This window comes from Pseudonocardia ailaonensis (assembly GCF_039531635.1).
GTDB classification, from domain to species: Bacteria; Actinomycetota; Actinomycetes; order Mycobacteriales; family Pseudonocardiaceae; genus Pseudonocardia; species Pseudonocardia ailaonensis.
In genome coordinates this window covers 29166-42453 of the sequence record NZ_BAAAQK010000006.1, presented here as the reverse complement: position 1 = coordinate 42453, position 13288 = coordinate 29166, and the positions used below count along the sequence as shown (strand labels likewise).

Below are 13288 nucleotides of genomic sequence, written 5' to 3'. Positions count from 1 at the left end.
CTCACGGGGGTGGGTCAGTCGCCGGCGATCGGGAGGTGCCGGTCGGCGGTGTCCTCGTGGAGACGGTGGCTGCCTACGGTCGGGATGTGGGCCGCGGGGCCGACGGCGCCGAAGCGCAGCTCGACCTCCGTGGTGCCCGTGCCGACCAGCTCGACCGTCGTGACGGCGGGCAGGTGCACGCTCGTCGTCACGGTGTAGGTGCCCGGGCGGACCTGCCGGACGCCGAAGCGGCCGTCGATCCCGCTGGTGGCCGTGGCGACCACCTCGCCCGCGCCGTCGACCACCGTGACCAGCGCGTTGGGCACCGTGCGGCCGTCCGGGCCGGTGACCGTGCCGCCCAGCGAACCGCCCGCGGACAGCACCAGCTCGACGGGCGCGGAACCCTCGGCCGTCACGTGCACCGTGGTGGCGCGGGGCTCGTGGCCGTCGAGGGTCGCGGTGATCGTCGTGGTGCCCACGGGGACGCCCTCGAGGCGGAACCGGCCGTCGTCACCGGTGGTGGCCCGCCCGACCAGGCGGCCGTTGCCGTCGAGCGCCAGCAGGGCGACGCCCGGGGCGGGCAGCTCGCCGATCCGGACCACACCGTGCACCGCGCCGTCGCCGCGCAGGTCGAAGTCCTTGGCCGCGCCCTTGCCGTTGAGCATCACGGTGGCGACCTCGGGCCGGAAGCCCGGCGCGGTCGCGACCACCATGTAGTGCCCGGGCGGCAGGCCGTGCAGCGCGTAGCCGCCGGCCTGGTCCACCTCGGCGCGGCCGACCTGCATGCCGTCCGGTGCCGTGACCGTGACGACGCCGCCGGGGATGGCGGTGCCGTGTGCGGTGCGCAGCGAGCCGAGGACCGTGCCGGCGTCGGGCCAGGTGCCTTCCGCCGCGGCGTACCCGGCGATCGCCGCGGTGCGCGCGGGGGCCGGCTCCTGGTCGACCAGGCCTCCGCCCTCGGACACCAGCTCCGCCCCGACCGTCTCCGCGACGGCGGGCTTCGCCGGCTTCCCGGTGAAGAGCGAGGCCGCGGCGGCGATCACGCAGACGATCACCGCGAACCAGAACGCGGCGGTCAGGCCGTCGCTGAAGGGCTGCGAGATCAGCTGCGGGAAGAAGCTGCGGCCGGTGAGGAAGCTCGCCTGGTCCGTGGGCAGGGTGTTCAGCACCGGGCCCAGCAGCGTCTGGATCGGGTTGTAGCCGAGGAAGGCGGCGAACAGCACGCCGACCGGCGGCAGGTTGGCGATGCTCGTGGCGTCCGCGGCGGGCACGCCGTGGGCGATCAGCCCGTCGTGCAGGGTCGTCGGCAGGTTCGCCGAGAGGCCCGCGATCATCAGGCTGAAGAAGAACCCGATGGACAGCACCATCGCCGAGTTCTGGAAGGTCGCCGTCATCCCGGCGCCGGCGCCGCGCGCGTTCACGGGCAGCGAGTTCATGATCTCGGCCCGGTTCGGCGAGGCGAACAGGCCCATGCCGATGCCGTTGACCAGTAGGATCAGCGCGAAGACCCAGTAGCCGAAGTCCACCGGCAGGGCCTCGAGCAGGACGAAGCTCACCGCTGTGATGATCATGCCGCCGGTGGTGAACCACCGGGCGCCCCACCGGTCCGAGAGGATCCCGGACAGCGGTGCGGAGGCCAGGAAGCCGACCGTCAGCGGGAGCATGTAGATGCCCGCCCACAGCGGCGTCTGCTCGAAGCTGTAGCCGTGCTGCGGCAGCCAGATGCCCTGCAGCCAGATGATCAGCACGAACTGGAGCCCGCCGCGCCCGAGCGAGGCCAGCAGGTTCGCCGCGTTGCCGAAGCTGAAGGCCCGGTTCCTGAACAGCGACAGCTCGAACAGCGGCGACGCCACGCGCGTCTCGATGAACCCGAAGATCGCGAGGACCACGACGCCGCCGATGATGCAGGACAGCACCATCGGGCTGCCCCAGCCCATCGTCGAGTCGCCGTAGGGCTGGATGCCGTAGGTGATGCCGACGAGCAGCACGATGAGGCCCACCGCGAAGGTGATGTTGCCCCACCAGTCCATCTTGGCGCGGCTGCGGCGGCCGTTGTCGTGCAGCTTGTAGTAGGCCCAGAAGGTGCCGAACACGCCGAACGGCACGGACACCACGAACACGAGGTGCCAGTTCACCGGCCCGAGCAGGCCGCCGATGATCAGGCCGAGGAACGAGCCGGCGATGGCCGCGACACCGTTGATGCCCATGGCCATGCCGCGCTGGTTCGACGGGAAGGCGTCCGTGAGGATGGCGCTGGAGTTGGCCATCAGGAACGCGCCGCCGATGCCCTGCACGATGCGCCAGCCGATCAGCCAGAGCGCCGCCGCGTCCCCCTGCATCCAGGTGACCGCGAGCAGGATCGACGAGACCGAGAAGATGGCGAAGCCGAGGTTGTACATCCTGACCCGGCCGAACATGTCGCCGAGCCGCCCGAAACCGACCACCAGCACCGCGGTGACGACCAGGAAGCCCATGATCATCCACAGCAGGTAGCTGGTGTTCGACGACTCCAGCGGGTTGATCCCGATGCCGCGGAAGATGTCCGGCAGGGCGATCAGCACGATGGACGAGTTGATGGTCGCCATCAGCATGCCCAACGTGGTGTTGGACAGGGCGATCCACTTGTAGCCGGGCCCGGGCTCGCTCACCACGCCCCCCGAACGGTCCAGCACGGCAGCCTGATCGGCGGACACGCGTCCTCCCCTGCAGTTCAGCATTAGTTGTCTCAGGCTAACTGTTGCAGGGCGTCACGGTCGAGCGGTAGTCGCCTCTACATGAGGTGGGATGTCCCACAGACCTGACGGGCAGGGGGCTCAGGCGTTGCCGTAGACCTTCGTCGGGGCGACGAGAACGGCGACCCGGCCCTCCTCGCGCATGACCCGGTCGTAGGTGGCCCAGTCGTCGTGGGTGCCACCCGCGGAGACGAACACGGCGCGCAGCAGCAGCCGCAGCTCCTCGGGATCGGTGTCCCCGGGGCCGATCAGCTCGCTGGCGCCGTCGACCGCGGCCCAGCGCCATCCGGCGCGCCAGAGGATCGAGGTCGCGGGGCGGACGCGCAGGGTGCGCAGCTTGACCGGCCCGTACGTCACATAGGCGACGACGGGGCTGCCGGTGCGGGGATGGTCGAGCACCCCGGCGTTGACGAGGGACGAGTGCGGGGTGCCGTCCGCTCGCACCACGGTGACCGACGCGAGGCCGCTGTCCTGTCCGACGATCCGCCGGACCGGCTCCAGATCTGAACTCATGACGCGAGTGTGTCCGATCGGGCCGCGCCCGTTCGTCGGGTGGATGACACGAAAGCCCCGGAACGGGAGGATTCACCCATGGCTCGCTACGTGTTCCTGCTCTACGACGCCGAGGACTGGTACGACACCCCGGCCGCCTCCGACCCGGCGGCGATTGCCGACGAGCTGGCACTGCACGAGGAGTTCTGCGCCGCCGTGGCCGCGGCCGGGGCCGAGGTGGTCGGCGGGGAGGCCCTCGAGCGCTCGTCGACGGCCAGCACGGTCCGCCGCGGTTCCGGGGCGCCGCTGGTGACGGACGGGCCGTTCGCCGACACGAAGGAGGCGCTCGGCGGCTTCTACGTGATCGACGCCCCCGACCTCGACGTGGCGTTGCGCCTCGCCGCGGCCTGCCCGGCGGGCAACGTCGAGGTCCGGCCGGTCATGGAGCTCCCGGGGTGACGGCGTGGCCGCGCCCGGCCGGCACACCCTTCGGCCGATCGTGAGCCCGTGCGTCGAGGCGGCGTTCCGGGCGGCCTGGCCGGAGGTCGTCGCGGCCACGGTCCGGCTGACCCGGGATCTCGACCTCGCGGAGGACTGCGCGCAGGAGGCCGTCGAGCGGGCGTTGCGGCGGGGGGCGACGGGGCACGCGACACCGGAGAACGCCGCCGCGTGGCTGACGACGACCGCCCGGCGGATCGCGCTCGACCGGCTGCGGCGGGAGGCGACGCTGCGGCGGAAGCTCCCGCTGCTGGTCGAGCCGGCCGGCCCGGATGGGGTCGAGCCGACGGATCCGCTCCGGCTCGTGTTCACCTGCTGCCATCCGGCGCTGACCCGGGAGTCCCAGGTGGCGCTCACGTTGCGGCTGGTGTGCGGGCTGGACGTGCCGGCGATCGCCGCGGTGCTGTTGACCGGCGAGGCCGGCGTGGCGCGGCGGATCACCCGGGCCAAGCAGAAGATCGCGGCGGCCCGGATCCCGTTCCGCGTGCCGCCGGAGGGCGAGCTCCCCGCTCGTCTCGACGCGGTGCTCACGGTGGTGCACCTCGTCCACACGGCGGGGCACGGCCTCCACTCGCCCGAGCCCGTCCGGCGGGCGACGGAGCTGGCCCGGATGCTGGTCGGGTTGGTGCCCCGGTCGTCCGAGGCGCGCGGGTTGCTCGCGCTCGTGCTGCTCACCGAGGCGCGGGGACCGGCGCGCACCGACGCCGACGATCTCGTGCTCCTGCCCGACCAGGACCGGTCGCGCTGGGACCGGTCGCTCGTCCGGGAGGGGCTCGCGCTCGCGACGGGTGCGCTGCGGGAGGGACCGCGCGGCCGCTTCGCGCTGCAGGCCGGGGTCGCCGGGCTGCACGCCGTCGCCCCGAGCTGGGCGGAGACGGACTGGGCGCAGCTGGTGATCACCTACGACGCCTTGGCGCGGGTGTGGCCGACGCCGGTCGTCGCGCTGAACCGGGCGATGGCGCGGAGCCGGGTGCCGGGGGCGGACCTGGGGGAGGTGCTCGCGGAGCTGGACGCGCTGGAGCTGGACGGGTACCAGTACCTGCCGGTGGCCAGGGCAGACGTGCTCGAACGGCTGGGGCGCCGGGCCGAGGCGGCGCAGGCCTGCGGGGTCGCGCTCGAGCGCACGGCGAACCCGGTCGAGCGGCGGTACCTGGTCCGGAGGCGGGCGGAGCTCGGCGGCTGAGCCGCTCTGTCGGGCCGGTGGCTGAGCTGCGCTGTCGGGTCGGTGGCCGGGCCGCTCTGTCGGGCCGGCGGCTGGGCTGCCCTGTCTGCCCGGGCAGGTGGGCCGGCTCGTGGATCCGGCGGGCGGGGTGTCCGGTGTGTCAGGCTCGGGGGATGGCCGACCTGCTCTCCCCGGGGCCCCGCACCCGGCTCCGCGACCTGATCCGCCCCGGCGCGCCGCTGCTCGCCCCCGGCGCCTACGACGCCCTGTCGGCCCGGCTCGTGGAGCAGGCCGGGTTCGACGCGGTGTACATGACCGGGTTCGGGACGACGGCGGGGCTGACCGGGCGGCCGGACGTCGGGCTGCTCACGGGCACCGAGATGGTCGACAACGCCCGCCGGATCGTCGCCGCGGTCGACCTGCCGGTGATCGCGGACGGCGACACCGGCTACGGCAACGCGATCAACGTCGTGCGCACGGTGCAGACCTACGAGCAGGCCGGGGTGGCCGCGATCCAGCTCGAGGACCAGGTCACGCCCAAGAAGTGCGGGCACATGGCGGACAAGGCGATCGTGCCGCTGCCGGAGATGCTGGGGAAGATCCGCGCCGCCACGGACGCCCGCCGCGATCCGGACTTCCTGATCATCGCCCGCACCGACGCCGTCGCCGTCGAGGGGGTGGACGCGGCCGTGGCGCGGGCCCGGGCCTTCGCGGAGGCGGGGGCGGACCTGCTGTTCGTCGAGGCCCCGGTCTCCGAGGCCGACGTCGAGCGGATCGCGGGGGAGCTCGCGGGGGTGGCCCCGCTCGTCTTCAACTGGGCGGAGGGCGGGAGGACGCCGCCGCTGACCCTGGAACGGATGGGGGAGCTGGGGTTCGCGCTGGTCCTGTACCCGATCGGCACGCTGCTGGCCGCCACCGCGGCGATGCGGGCGGTGCTGGAGACCCTGCGCAAGGACGGCACCCCGCAGGCGGCGTTGCCGGGCCTCCCGAGCTTCGACGAGTTCACCGACCTCGTCGGTCTCCCCGAGATCCGCACCCTCGAGCAGCGCTACCGCTGACCCCGCGGCTCACCGTGAGCCGCAGGTCGGCGGTGCGCCGGCACACCCGATCGTCGGTCGCGCTCGGGGGCGTCGTCGCGCCGGGCGTGCGTGCCGTCACCGTGGGAGAGCGGAACAGCCGGGGAGGGGCCTGCACCGGTCGGGTGACGGGCCCGCCTACGCTCCCGAGGCATGACTGAGCCCGCGAACGAGACCGCAGCCCGGCCGGACCGGATCAGGGTGGCCGTGGTGTTCGGCGGGCGGAGCTCGGAGCACGCGATCTCGTGCGTCTCGGCCGGGAGCGTCCTGACCCACCTCGACCGGGAGCGGTTCGAGGTGGTCCCGGTGGGCATCGCGCCCGACGGCGCGTGGGTGCTCGGCACGGACGATCCGGCGGCCCTGCAGATCCGCGATCGCGCGTTGCCGCAGGTGGATGCCTCGGCCACGGCGCTGGCGCTGCCCGGTGACCCGACCCGCGGCGGCCTGATCCGGCTCGACCGCAGCGAGGTCTTCGCGGGCGTCGACGTGGTGTTCCCGGTGCTGCACGGGCCCTTCGGCGAGGACGGCACCATCCAGGGCCTGCTCGAGATGGCCGGCCTGCCCTACGTCGGGGCCGGGGTGCTCGCGAGCGCCGCGGGGATGGACAAGGAGTTCACGAAGAAGCTCCTGGCCGCGGAGGGGCTGCCCGCCGGGACCCTGGTGGTGCTGCACCGCGGCGTGCCGACCCTGACCGGGGCCGAGAGGGAGCGCCTGGGGCTGCCGGTGTTCGTCAAGCCGTCGCGGGCCGGCTCGTCCGTGGGGATCACGAAGGTCTCGGACTGGGCGGATCTCGACGCGGCGATCGCCACCGCCCGCGAGCACGACCCGAAGGTGCTGGTCGAGGCCGCGGTCGTGGGGCGCGAGGTCGAGTGCGGCGTGCTGGAGCTGCCGGACGGGACCCTGCGGGCGTCGGTCCCCGCGGAGATCCGGCTGGTCGGCGGGACCAGCGAGTTCTACGACTTCGAGGCCAAGTACCTCGACGACGTCTGCGAGTTCGACATCCCCGCCAAGCTCGACGACGCCGTCACGGAGTCCGTGCGCGACATGGCGATCGCCGCGTTCCGGGCGCTGGACTGCCAGGGACTCGCGCGCGTGGACTTCTTCGTGGGCGAGGACGGGGAGCTGACCGTCAACGAGGTCAACACGATGCCGGGCTTCACCCCGATCTCGATGTACCCGCGGATGTGGGCGCACACGGGCGTCGACTACCCCACCCTCCTCGCCACGCTCGTCGAGACGGCCCTCGCCCGCGGCACCGGCCTGCGCTGACCACCCCACCCCGCGAGTCGGCGATTTCGGGAGGCCGAATGTGACGCCGACGACGTCGTCGGCGTGTGTTTCGCACTCCCGAAAGTGCCGACTCGCGGGGGTGGGGTCAGCGGAGCTGGAGGGGGCGCTTCGGGAGGGTGGCGGCGATCCGGTCGCTGACGGACTGGACGGGGCCCGAGCCGATCTGGGTCGGCGTGGTCAGGGCGATGTAGACGCCCCGGTCCACGGCCACGTAGGTGACCAGGGTGGGCTGGGGGGTGCCGTCCGTGATCGTCAGCCAGCTCACGCCGTTGACGTCCGTGAGCGTGGCGGTCGGCGTGAGCTCCTGCGGGCGGGAGAGACCGCAGCGCAGCACGACGGGGCGCGGCACGGCGGCCCACGCCTTCGTCCCGGCCTGGACAGGTTCGGCCATCGGCCGCCCGGCCAGCGCCGGATCACCCGGCAGGTCCGCCGGGAGCGCGGCGAGCAGGGACGTGCAGCCCGCCGAGGTGGCGTCGGGCGCGTCGACCGGGGCGAGCGCGAGCGGCCCGGTCTCCGCTGCGACCGTGGGCGAGAACGCGCCCGCCCTGGCCGCCACCGCGAGCCCGGCCACGACCAGCGCGAGGAGCACCGGCAGCGCGATCGCGAGGACCACCGCCGGTCGTCGCAGGTCGAGGCCGGGTCGCGGGGGAGTGCTGGTCACGGGCTCAGCCGAGCTTGACCACCGGGCAGGTCAGCGTCCGGGTGATCCCGGCGACCCCCTGCACCTTGGCGACGACGAGCTGGCCGAGCTCGTCGACGCTGCCGGCCTCGGCGCGCACGATGACGTCGTACGGTCCGGTGACGTCCTCGGCGGTGATCACGCCGGTGATCCCGGCGATCTCCCCGGCGACGGCGGCGGCCTTGCCGACCTCGGTCTGGATCAGGATGTAGGCCTGCACCACGGCGTGCCCCTCCACTTCTGCTGCTCGGTCCCGCCGGAACCGTCGTCCGGTAGGAAAGTCGGAAGGCAACGTACCTTGAGGAGTGCCCGTGGCCCCATCGCCGAACCAAGAGGCGAGCAACACACCGGACGACACGGTCACCCTCGGTGCCGTGGGAGAGTTCGGCCTGATCGCCCGGGTGACCCGCGAGCGGATCCAGCCGGCCGCCACCCTGCTCGGCCCGGGGGACGACTCCGCGGTCGTCGCGGCGCCGGACGGACGGGTCGTCGCCTGCGTGGACGTGCTGGTGGAGGGCGTGCACTTCCGCCTGGACTGGTCGAGCCCGGTCGACGTGGGACGCAAAGCGGCGGCGGCGAACCTCGCCGACATCGCCGCCATGGGGGCGGTCCCGACGGGTCTGCTCGTGGGTCTCGCTGCGCCCCGCGACACGCCGGTGGAGGTTCTCGAGGGACTCGCCGACGGGCTGTGGGCCGAGGCCGGGCTCGTGGACGTCGGGCTGGTCGGCGGGGACGTCGCGTCGTCGTCGCAGCTGGTCGTGTCCGTGACGGCGCTGGGCACCCTGGAGGGCCGTGAGGCGGTGACGCGCTCGGGTGCGCGGCCCGGCGACGTCGTGGCCGTGTGCGGGCGGCTGGGCTGGTCCGCCGCGGGGCTCGCCGTGCTGACCCGCGGCTTCCGCTCGCCCGGCGCGGTGGTCGACGCCCACCGCCGTCCGCAACCGCCCTATGCCGCCGGGCCGGCCGCCGCCGTCGCCGGCGCCACCGCCATGATCGACGTGTCCGACGGCCTGCTCGCCGACCTGGCGCACGTCGCCGAGGCCTCCGGGGTGCGGATCGACCTGCGCCGCACCGCCTTCGCGATCCCGGACCGGCTCCGCGACGTCGGCTCCGCCCTGGGCGTCGATCCCGTCGACTGGATGCTGACGGGCGGCGAGGACCACGCCCTGGCCGCCACCTTCCCGCCGTCCACGCCCCTCCCGGAGGGCTTCACCGTGGTCGGCGCGGTGGAGGAGGGCACCGGGGTGACCGTCGACGGCGAGGCCCACGAGGGCCCGAGCGGATGGCAGCACTTCACCTGACCGTCGGTGTCAGGCGCGGCGCAGGAGACGGCGCAGGAAGGTGCCGGGCTTGCCGGGGGCGGAGCGCTGCGGGCGGGCGAAGGGGCGGTCGGCGGGATCGGCCGGCGCCAGGGGGAGAGCGGGGACCGTGGGCGGGGGCGCGACGGGGCTCTCGAGGCGGGCGGTCGAGGGGCCGGGGTCCGTGAGCGCGGACGCCGGTCCGTCGCCGGGGCTGCCGCCCGCGACGGCGGGGTCGGGCCGTGCGGTGTCGACGTGCGGAGCGGGGTCGGTCCCGGAGCGATCGTCGGCGGGCCGCGGACCGGGTGCGGTCCGGGCAGGCTCGGTGGCGGGGGCCGGTGTCGCGTCCGCGGTTCCGGTCCGCGGCGCGGCCGGGACCGGCGCCGCGGCGGGAGTGCCGGCCGGAGCGGGTGGCGTCCCGGCCGGCTCCGGGGCGATCGCGAGATAGGTGGTGCGGAGGGTCGGGCTCGCGGTGTCGGGGGTCGGGTCGGGCTCGCTCACATCGAGCACCATCGGCGTCCTGCTGCGGGCCGTTACGTGGAGTGACGGTGATCGCCCGGAAAACCGGTGGAACGGGCGATCCCGGCGCGGCACGGTGATCTCCGTGCCCGCGCTCTCCCCCGCCCAGGTCCGGACCTTCGTCGACGACGGGTGCGTGCTGCTCGAGGAGGCCTTCCCGCGCGCCCTGGCCGACGAGTGCCGCGGCCTGCTCTGGCAGCAGCTCGAGGCCGAGATCGGGGCCCGCGAGGACGAGCCGGCCACCTGGACCCGCCCCGTGCACCGGATCGCCGGTCGCGGCGACGCCCCGTTCCGGCGGGCGGCGACCACCGACCGTCTCCATTCGGCGTTCGACCAGCTGGCCGGCCCCGGGGCCTGGACGCCGCGGCTCGGGCTGGGCACCTTCCCGATCCGTTTTCCGCATACCCCGCTCAACCGACTGGGCGACCCGGGCGACGCCGGCTGGCACGTGGAGGGCAGCTACGCGGGGCCCGGCGGCGAGTTCCGGCTCGGCCTGCGCTCGCGCGGGCGCGCCCTGCTGCTGCTCTTCCTGTTCTCCGAGGTCACGGAGGTGGACGCCCCGACGAAGGTCCGTCCCGGCTCGCACCGCGACGCGGCCCGCCTGCTCGCCCCGCACGGTGACGAGGGCGCGGAGTTCTTCGCCTTCGCCGGTGAGGTCGTCCCGGCCACCGAGCACCTGCCCACCGCCCTCGCCACGGGCGCACCGGGGGACGTCTGGCTCGTCCACCCGTTCCTGGTCCACTCCGCCCAGGAGCACCACGAGTCCCGGGTGAAGTTCATGGCCCAGCCCCCGCTGGTACCCACGGGCCTGCTGGACCTCGACACCCCCGACCCGACTCCCGTCGCCCTCCCGGTCCGCGAGGCCCTGCCACAGACCTCGTGAGTGGCAATAGTCGCCAGAGCGACGATGCCACTCACAGGGGGTGCGCGAAGCCGGGGATCCAGCGTTCGACCAGCGCGCGGGCGGAGACGGTGCAGTCGAGGCGGGCGAGGATGTTCATCCAGCCCGAGAGGACCCGCATGACCAGCACGTACTCCGCCGGGAACATCAGCGCCCGGCCGGTGTCGCGGTAGGCGCGGTTGGTCGGGTTGGCCACCCGCTCGCCCTGGCGCGCGATCCACTCCTCGGTGAAGTGGAAGCGTTCCGCGCGCAGCGGATCGGCGAGCGCCCCGACCCAGCGCAGCACGTCCGCCGAGTCCGCGCCGGGGGCGAGGAAGCCCTCGTCGCGCAGCAGCCGGGTGAGCGCCGTGGACTCCTCCGCGGCCGTCAGCCGCAGGATCTCGACGAGCACGGGCGGCACCCCGTCCGGCAGGGTGGCGACCGCGCCGAAGTCGATCATGCCGAGGTCGCCGTCGTCGAGGACCAGGAAGTTGCCCGGGTGCGGGTCCGCGTGGAGCATCCCGACCAGGGCGGGCGAGGCGAACATCGTCTCGACGATCGTGTGGCCCCACCGGTCCCGGTCCTGCTCCGAGCCCCGACCGCCCAGGTACTCCCGCAGCGGCACCCCGTCGAGCCACTCGGAGACGAGGACCTTCGGCGACGAGGCCACCACGCGCGGCACCCGCAGGCCCGGCCGGTCGCCGAGCGCCGCGGCGAAGGCCCGCTGGCGGTCGGCCTCGATGCGGTAGTCGACCTCCTCGAGGGTGCGTTCCCGAAGCTCGCGGACCAGGGAGCGGGCGTCGAGGGCCGGGAAGATCGCCGCGAACAGGCGCGAGAAGCGTTGCAGGGTACGGAGATCCGCGTCGAGGGCCAGGTCGGCGCCCGGGTACTGGACCTTGACGGCCACCTCCCGGCCGTCCCCCCATTCCGCCCGGTGCACCTGGCCGAGGCTCGCCGCGGCCACCGGCTCCTCGTCGAACGAGCCGAACCGGGAGCGCCAGCCGCGGCCGAGCTGCTCGGCGAGCATCCGGTGGACGTCCGCGGTGGGCATCGGCGGGCTGGAGGTCTGCAGGGTCGCCAGCGCCTCGCGGTAGGGCCCGGCGATCTCCGCGGGGATCATCGCGTCGTACACCGACAGGGCCTGGCCGAGCTTCATCGCGCCGCCCTTGAGCGTGCCCAGCACGGCGAAGAGCTGCTCGGCGTTGCGGGCCAGGGTGTCCGCGGAGACCTGGTCGGCGTCGGCCCCGGCCAGGGTGCGGCCCCAGCCGCTCACGGCCCGTCCGGCGAACGCCAGCGGCAGGCCGGCGAGGCGTGCGGACCGACCCAGCCCACCCTGCGGAATCCCCTCCGGCATGACCCCACCCTAGGGCGCGAACCCCGGCACCCACTCCCGGGCGATGCCGCGCAGCCCGACGGTGCAGTCCAGCTGGGCGAGGATGTTCAGCCAGCCCGACAGCACCCGGACCACGAGCAGGTGCTCCGGCGGGAGCGACAGGCGCCGGCCGGTCTCCCGGAAGGCGCGGCTGCGCAGGTTGACCACCCGGTCGCCCTGCTCCCGCATCCACTCCCGGTGCAGGTGGAAGCGCTCGGTGCGCAGCGGATCGGCCAGCGCGCCGACGTAGCGGAGGACCTCCTCGGCGCGGACGTCCGCACCTGCGAAGCCCTCGGCCCGCAGCAGCGCCATCATCGCGTCCGCGTCGCCGCGGGCCAGGTGGGTGAACAGCCCGGCCAGCGCGGGCGGGAAACCGTCGGGCAGCGCTGCGACCGCCCCGAAGTCGATCATCGCGAGCCGGCCGTCCCGCAGGACCAGGAAGTTGCCGGGGTGCGGGTCCGCGTGCAGCATCCCCAGCCGGGCGGGGGAGGAGAACATGGCCTCGACGATCGTCGTCGCCCAGCGGTCCCGGGTGGCGCCGTCGACCCCGGCGCCGATCAGGGAACCGAGCGGCACGCCGTCCAGCCACTCGGACACGATCACGGCCGGCGCGGACGCCACGACCCGCGGCACCACCAGCGACGATCCCGCGAACTCGCGGGCGAAGAGCCGCTGGCGGTCGGCCTCGGCGCGGTAGTCCAGCTCGTCGAGCATCCGGGCGCGGAGCTCGCGCAGTAGGGCCTTGGCGTCGAGCGCGGGGACGATCAGGGTCAGGATCGCGGCGAAGCGCTCCAGCGTGCGCAGGTCCGCGGCCAGGGCCTCCCCGGCGCCGGGGTACTGGACCTTGACGGCGACCTCTCGCCCGTCCTGCCACACGGCCCGGTGCACCTGACCCACGCTCGCGGCGGCCGTGGGCTCGTCGTCGAACGCGCGGAAGCGGGAGCGCCAGCCGCGGCCGAGCTGGTCGGCGAGGACCCGGTGGACCTCGCGGGCCGGCATGGTCGGGCCCTCGGCCTGCAGCCTGGTCAGCGCTTCGCGGTAGGGCCCGGCGATCTCGGCGGGGATCATCGGCTCGTACACCGACAGGGCCTGGCCGACCTTCATCGCGCCGCCCTTGAGTCTGCCGAGCACGGCGAAGAGCTGTTCGGCGTTGCGCGCCATGGTCTCCGCCGACACCTCCTCGGCGTCGGCCCCGGCGAGGCGGCGGACGCGGCCGGCGACGGCGCGCCCGGCGAACGCCACCGGGAGGGCCGCGAGGGCCGCGGTACGGGTGCGCGGTGAGGCCGGGATGAGCGTCGTCATGGGAAGAGCGTC

General features: G+C 74.3%; 13 protein-coding genes. 6 read left to right on the top strand and 7 right to left on the bottom strand.

Annotated elements, in window-relative coordinates; translation table 11 throughout:
• Positions 1–14 precede the first annotated feature (14 nt).
• Both ABD324_RS14105 and ABD324_RS14100 read right to left on the bottom strand, forming a co-directional pair.
• A complete protein-coding gene (locus tag ABD324_RS14105) occupies positions 15–2570 on the bottom strand; it encodes an MFS transporter (RefSeq protein WP_344416737.1) in 2556 nt (851 codons plus the stop codon).
• Between the two features lie 222 nt (positions 2571–2792).
• Positions 2793–3224 (bottom strand): pyridoxamine 5'-phosphate oxidase family protein, encoded by a 432-nt coding sequence (locus tag ABD324_RS14100; RefSeq protein WP_344416489.1) that lies wholly within the window; start codon positions 3222–3224, stop codon positions 2793–2795.
• Positions 3225–3302: 78 nt separating this feature from the next.
• On the opposite strand from ABD324_RS14100, the gene ABD324_RS14095 reads away from it, so the two are divergent.
• The 4 genes from ABD324_RS14095 to ABD324_RS14080 all read left to right on the top strand — a co-directional run bounded on the left by ABD324_RS14095 (position 3303) and on the right by ABD324_RS14080 (position 7208).
• A complete protein-coding gene (locus tag ABD324_RS14095; RefSeq protein ID WP_344416487.1) occupies positions 3303–3662 on the top strand; it encodes a YciI family protein in 360 nt (119 codons plus the stop codon).
• A 40-nt stretch (positions 3663–3702) separates the two neighbouring features.
• The gene (locus ABD324_RS14090) at positions 3703–4884 is read left to right on the top strand and encodes an RNA polymerase sigma factor (protein ID WP_344416485.1); all 1182 of its coding nucleotides are present in this window, start codon (positions 3703–3705) and stop codon (positions 4882–4884) included.
• A gap of 152 nt (positions 4885–5036) precedes the next feature.
• On the top strand, positions 5037–5921 hold the full coding sequence (locus tag ABD324_RS14085; protein WP_344416483.1) for an isocitrate lyase/PEP mutase family protein: 885 nt from the start codon (positions 5037–5039) through the stop codon (positions 5919–5921).
• 171 nt (positions 5922–6092) lie between these two features.
• Positions 6093–7208 (top strand): D-alanine--D-alanine ligase family protein, encoded by a 1116-nt coding sequence (locus tag ABD324_RS14080; protein ID WP_344416481.1) that lies wholly within the window; start codon positions 6093–6095, stop codon positions 7206–7208.
• A 106-nt stretch (positions 7209–7314) separates the two neighbouring features.
• Here ABD324_RS14080 and ABD324_RS14075 read toward each other — a convergent pair whose 3' ends face one another.
• Positions 7315–7890, bottom strand: a complete 576-nt coding sequence (locus ABD324_RS14075) for a DUF3515 domain-containing protein (RefSeq protein ID WP_344416479.1) — start codon at positions 7888–7890, stop codon at positions 7315–7317.
• A gap of 4 nt (positions 7891–7894) precedes the next feature.
• Positions 7895–8131, bottom strand: coding sequence for an Lrp/AsnC ligand binding domain-containing protein (locus ABD324_RS14070; protein WP_344416735.1), 237 nt, complete (start codon positions 8129–8131; stop codon positions 7895–7897).
• An 88-nt stretch (positions 8132–8219) separates the two neighbouring features.
• Between ABD324_RS14070 and ABD324_RS14065 the strand changes: the two genes are divergently transcribed.
• Positions 8220–9206: a thiamine-phosphate kinase gene (locus tag ABD324_RS14065; RefSeq protein WP_344416477.1), complete on the top strand. Its 987-nt coding sequence runs from the start codon at positions 8220–8222 to the stop codon at positions 9204–9206.
• Positions 9207–9215: 9 nt separating this feature from the next.
• Here ABD324_RS14065 and ABD324_RS14060 read toward each other — a convergent pair whose 3' ends face one another.
• Positions 9216–9704, bottom strand: a complete 489-nt coding sequence (locus ABD324_RS14060) for a hypothetical protein (protein ID WP_344416475.1) — start codon at positions 9702–9704, stop codon at positions 9216–9218.
• Positions 9705–9807: 103 nt separating this feature from the next.
• Between ABD324_RS14060 and ABD324_RS14055 the strand changes: the two genes are divergently transcribed.
• Positions 9808–10605: a phytanoyl-CoA dioxygenase family protein gene (locus ABD324_RS14055; protein ID WP_344416473.1), complete on the top strand. Its 798-nt coding sequence runs from the start codon at positions 9808–9810 to the stop codon at positions 10603–10605.
• Positions 10606–10636: 31 nt separating this feature from the next.
• Here ABD324_RS14055 and ABD324_RS14050 read toward each other — a convergent pair whose 3' ends face one another.
• Together ABD324_RS14050 and ABD324_RS14045 are read right to left on the bottom strand one after the other, a co-directional pair.
• Positions 10637–11956, bottom strand: a complete 1320-nt coding sequence (locus ABD324_RS14050) for an ABC1 kinase family protein (RefSeq protein ID WP_344416471.1) — start codon at positions 11954–11956, stop codon at positions 10637–10639.
• A gap of 9 nt (positions 11957–11965) precedes the next feature.
• The gene (locus tag ABD324_RS14045; RefSeq protein WP_344416469.1) at positions 11966–13276 is read right to left on the bottom strand and encodes an ABC1 kinase family protein; all 1311 of its coding nucleotides are present in this window, start codon (positions 13274–13276) and stop codon (positions 11966–11968) included.
• Positions 13277–13288 lie beyond the last annotated feature (12 nt).

Excerpts from the sequence above, each read along its gene's own strand:
- ABD324_RS14105 (WP_344416737.1), bottom strand. The coding sequence starts at position 2,570 with ATGCTGATGGCGACCATCAACTCGTCCATCGTGCTGATCGCCCTGCCG.
- ABD324_RS14100 (WP_344416489.1), bottom strand. The coding sequence starts at position 3,224 with ATGAGTTCAGATCTGGAGCCGGTCCGGCGGATCGTCGGACAGGACAGC.
- ABD324_RS14095 (WP_344416487.1), top strand. The coding sequence starts at position 3,303 with ATGGCTCGCTACGTGTTCCTGCTCTACGACGCCGAGGACTGGTACGAC.
- ABD324_RS14085 (WP_344416483.1), top strand. The coding sequence starts at position 5,037 with ATGGCCGACCTGCTCTCCCCGGGGCCCCGCACCCGGCTCCGCGACCTG.
- ABD324_RS14080 (WP_344416481.1), top strand. The coding sequence starts at position 6,093 with ATGACTGAGCCCGCGAACGAGACCGCAGCCCGGCCGGACCGGATCAGG.
- ABD324_RS14050 (WP_344416471.1), bottom strand. The coding sequence starts at position 11,956 with ATGCCGGAGGGGATTCCGCAGGGTGGGCTGGGTCGGTCCGCACGCCTC.
- ABD324_RS14045 (WP_344416469.1), bottom strand. The coding sequence starts at position 13,276 with ATGACGACGCTCATCCCGGCCTCACCGCGCACCCGTACCGCGGCCCTC.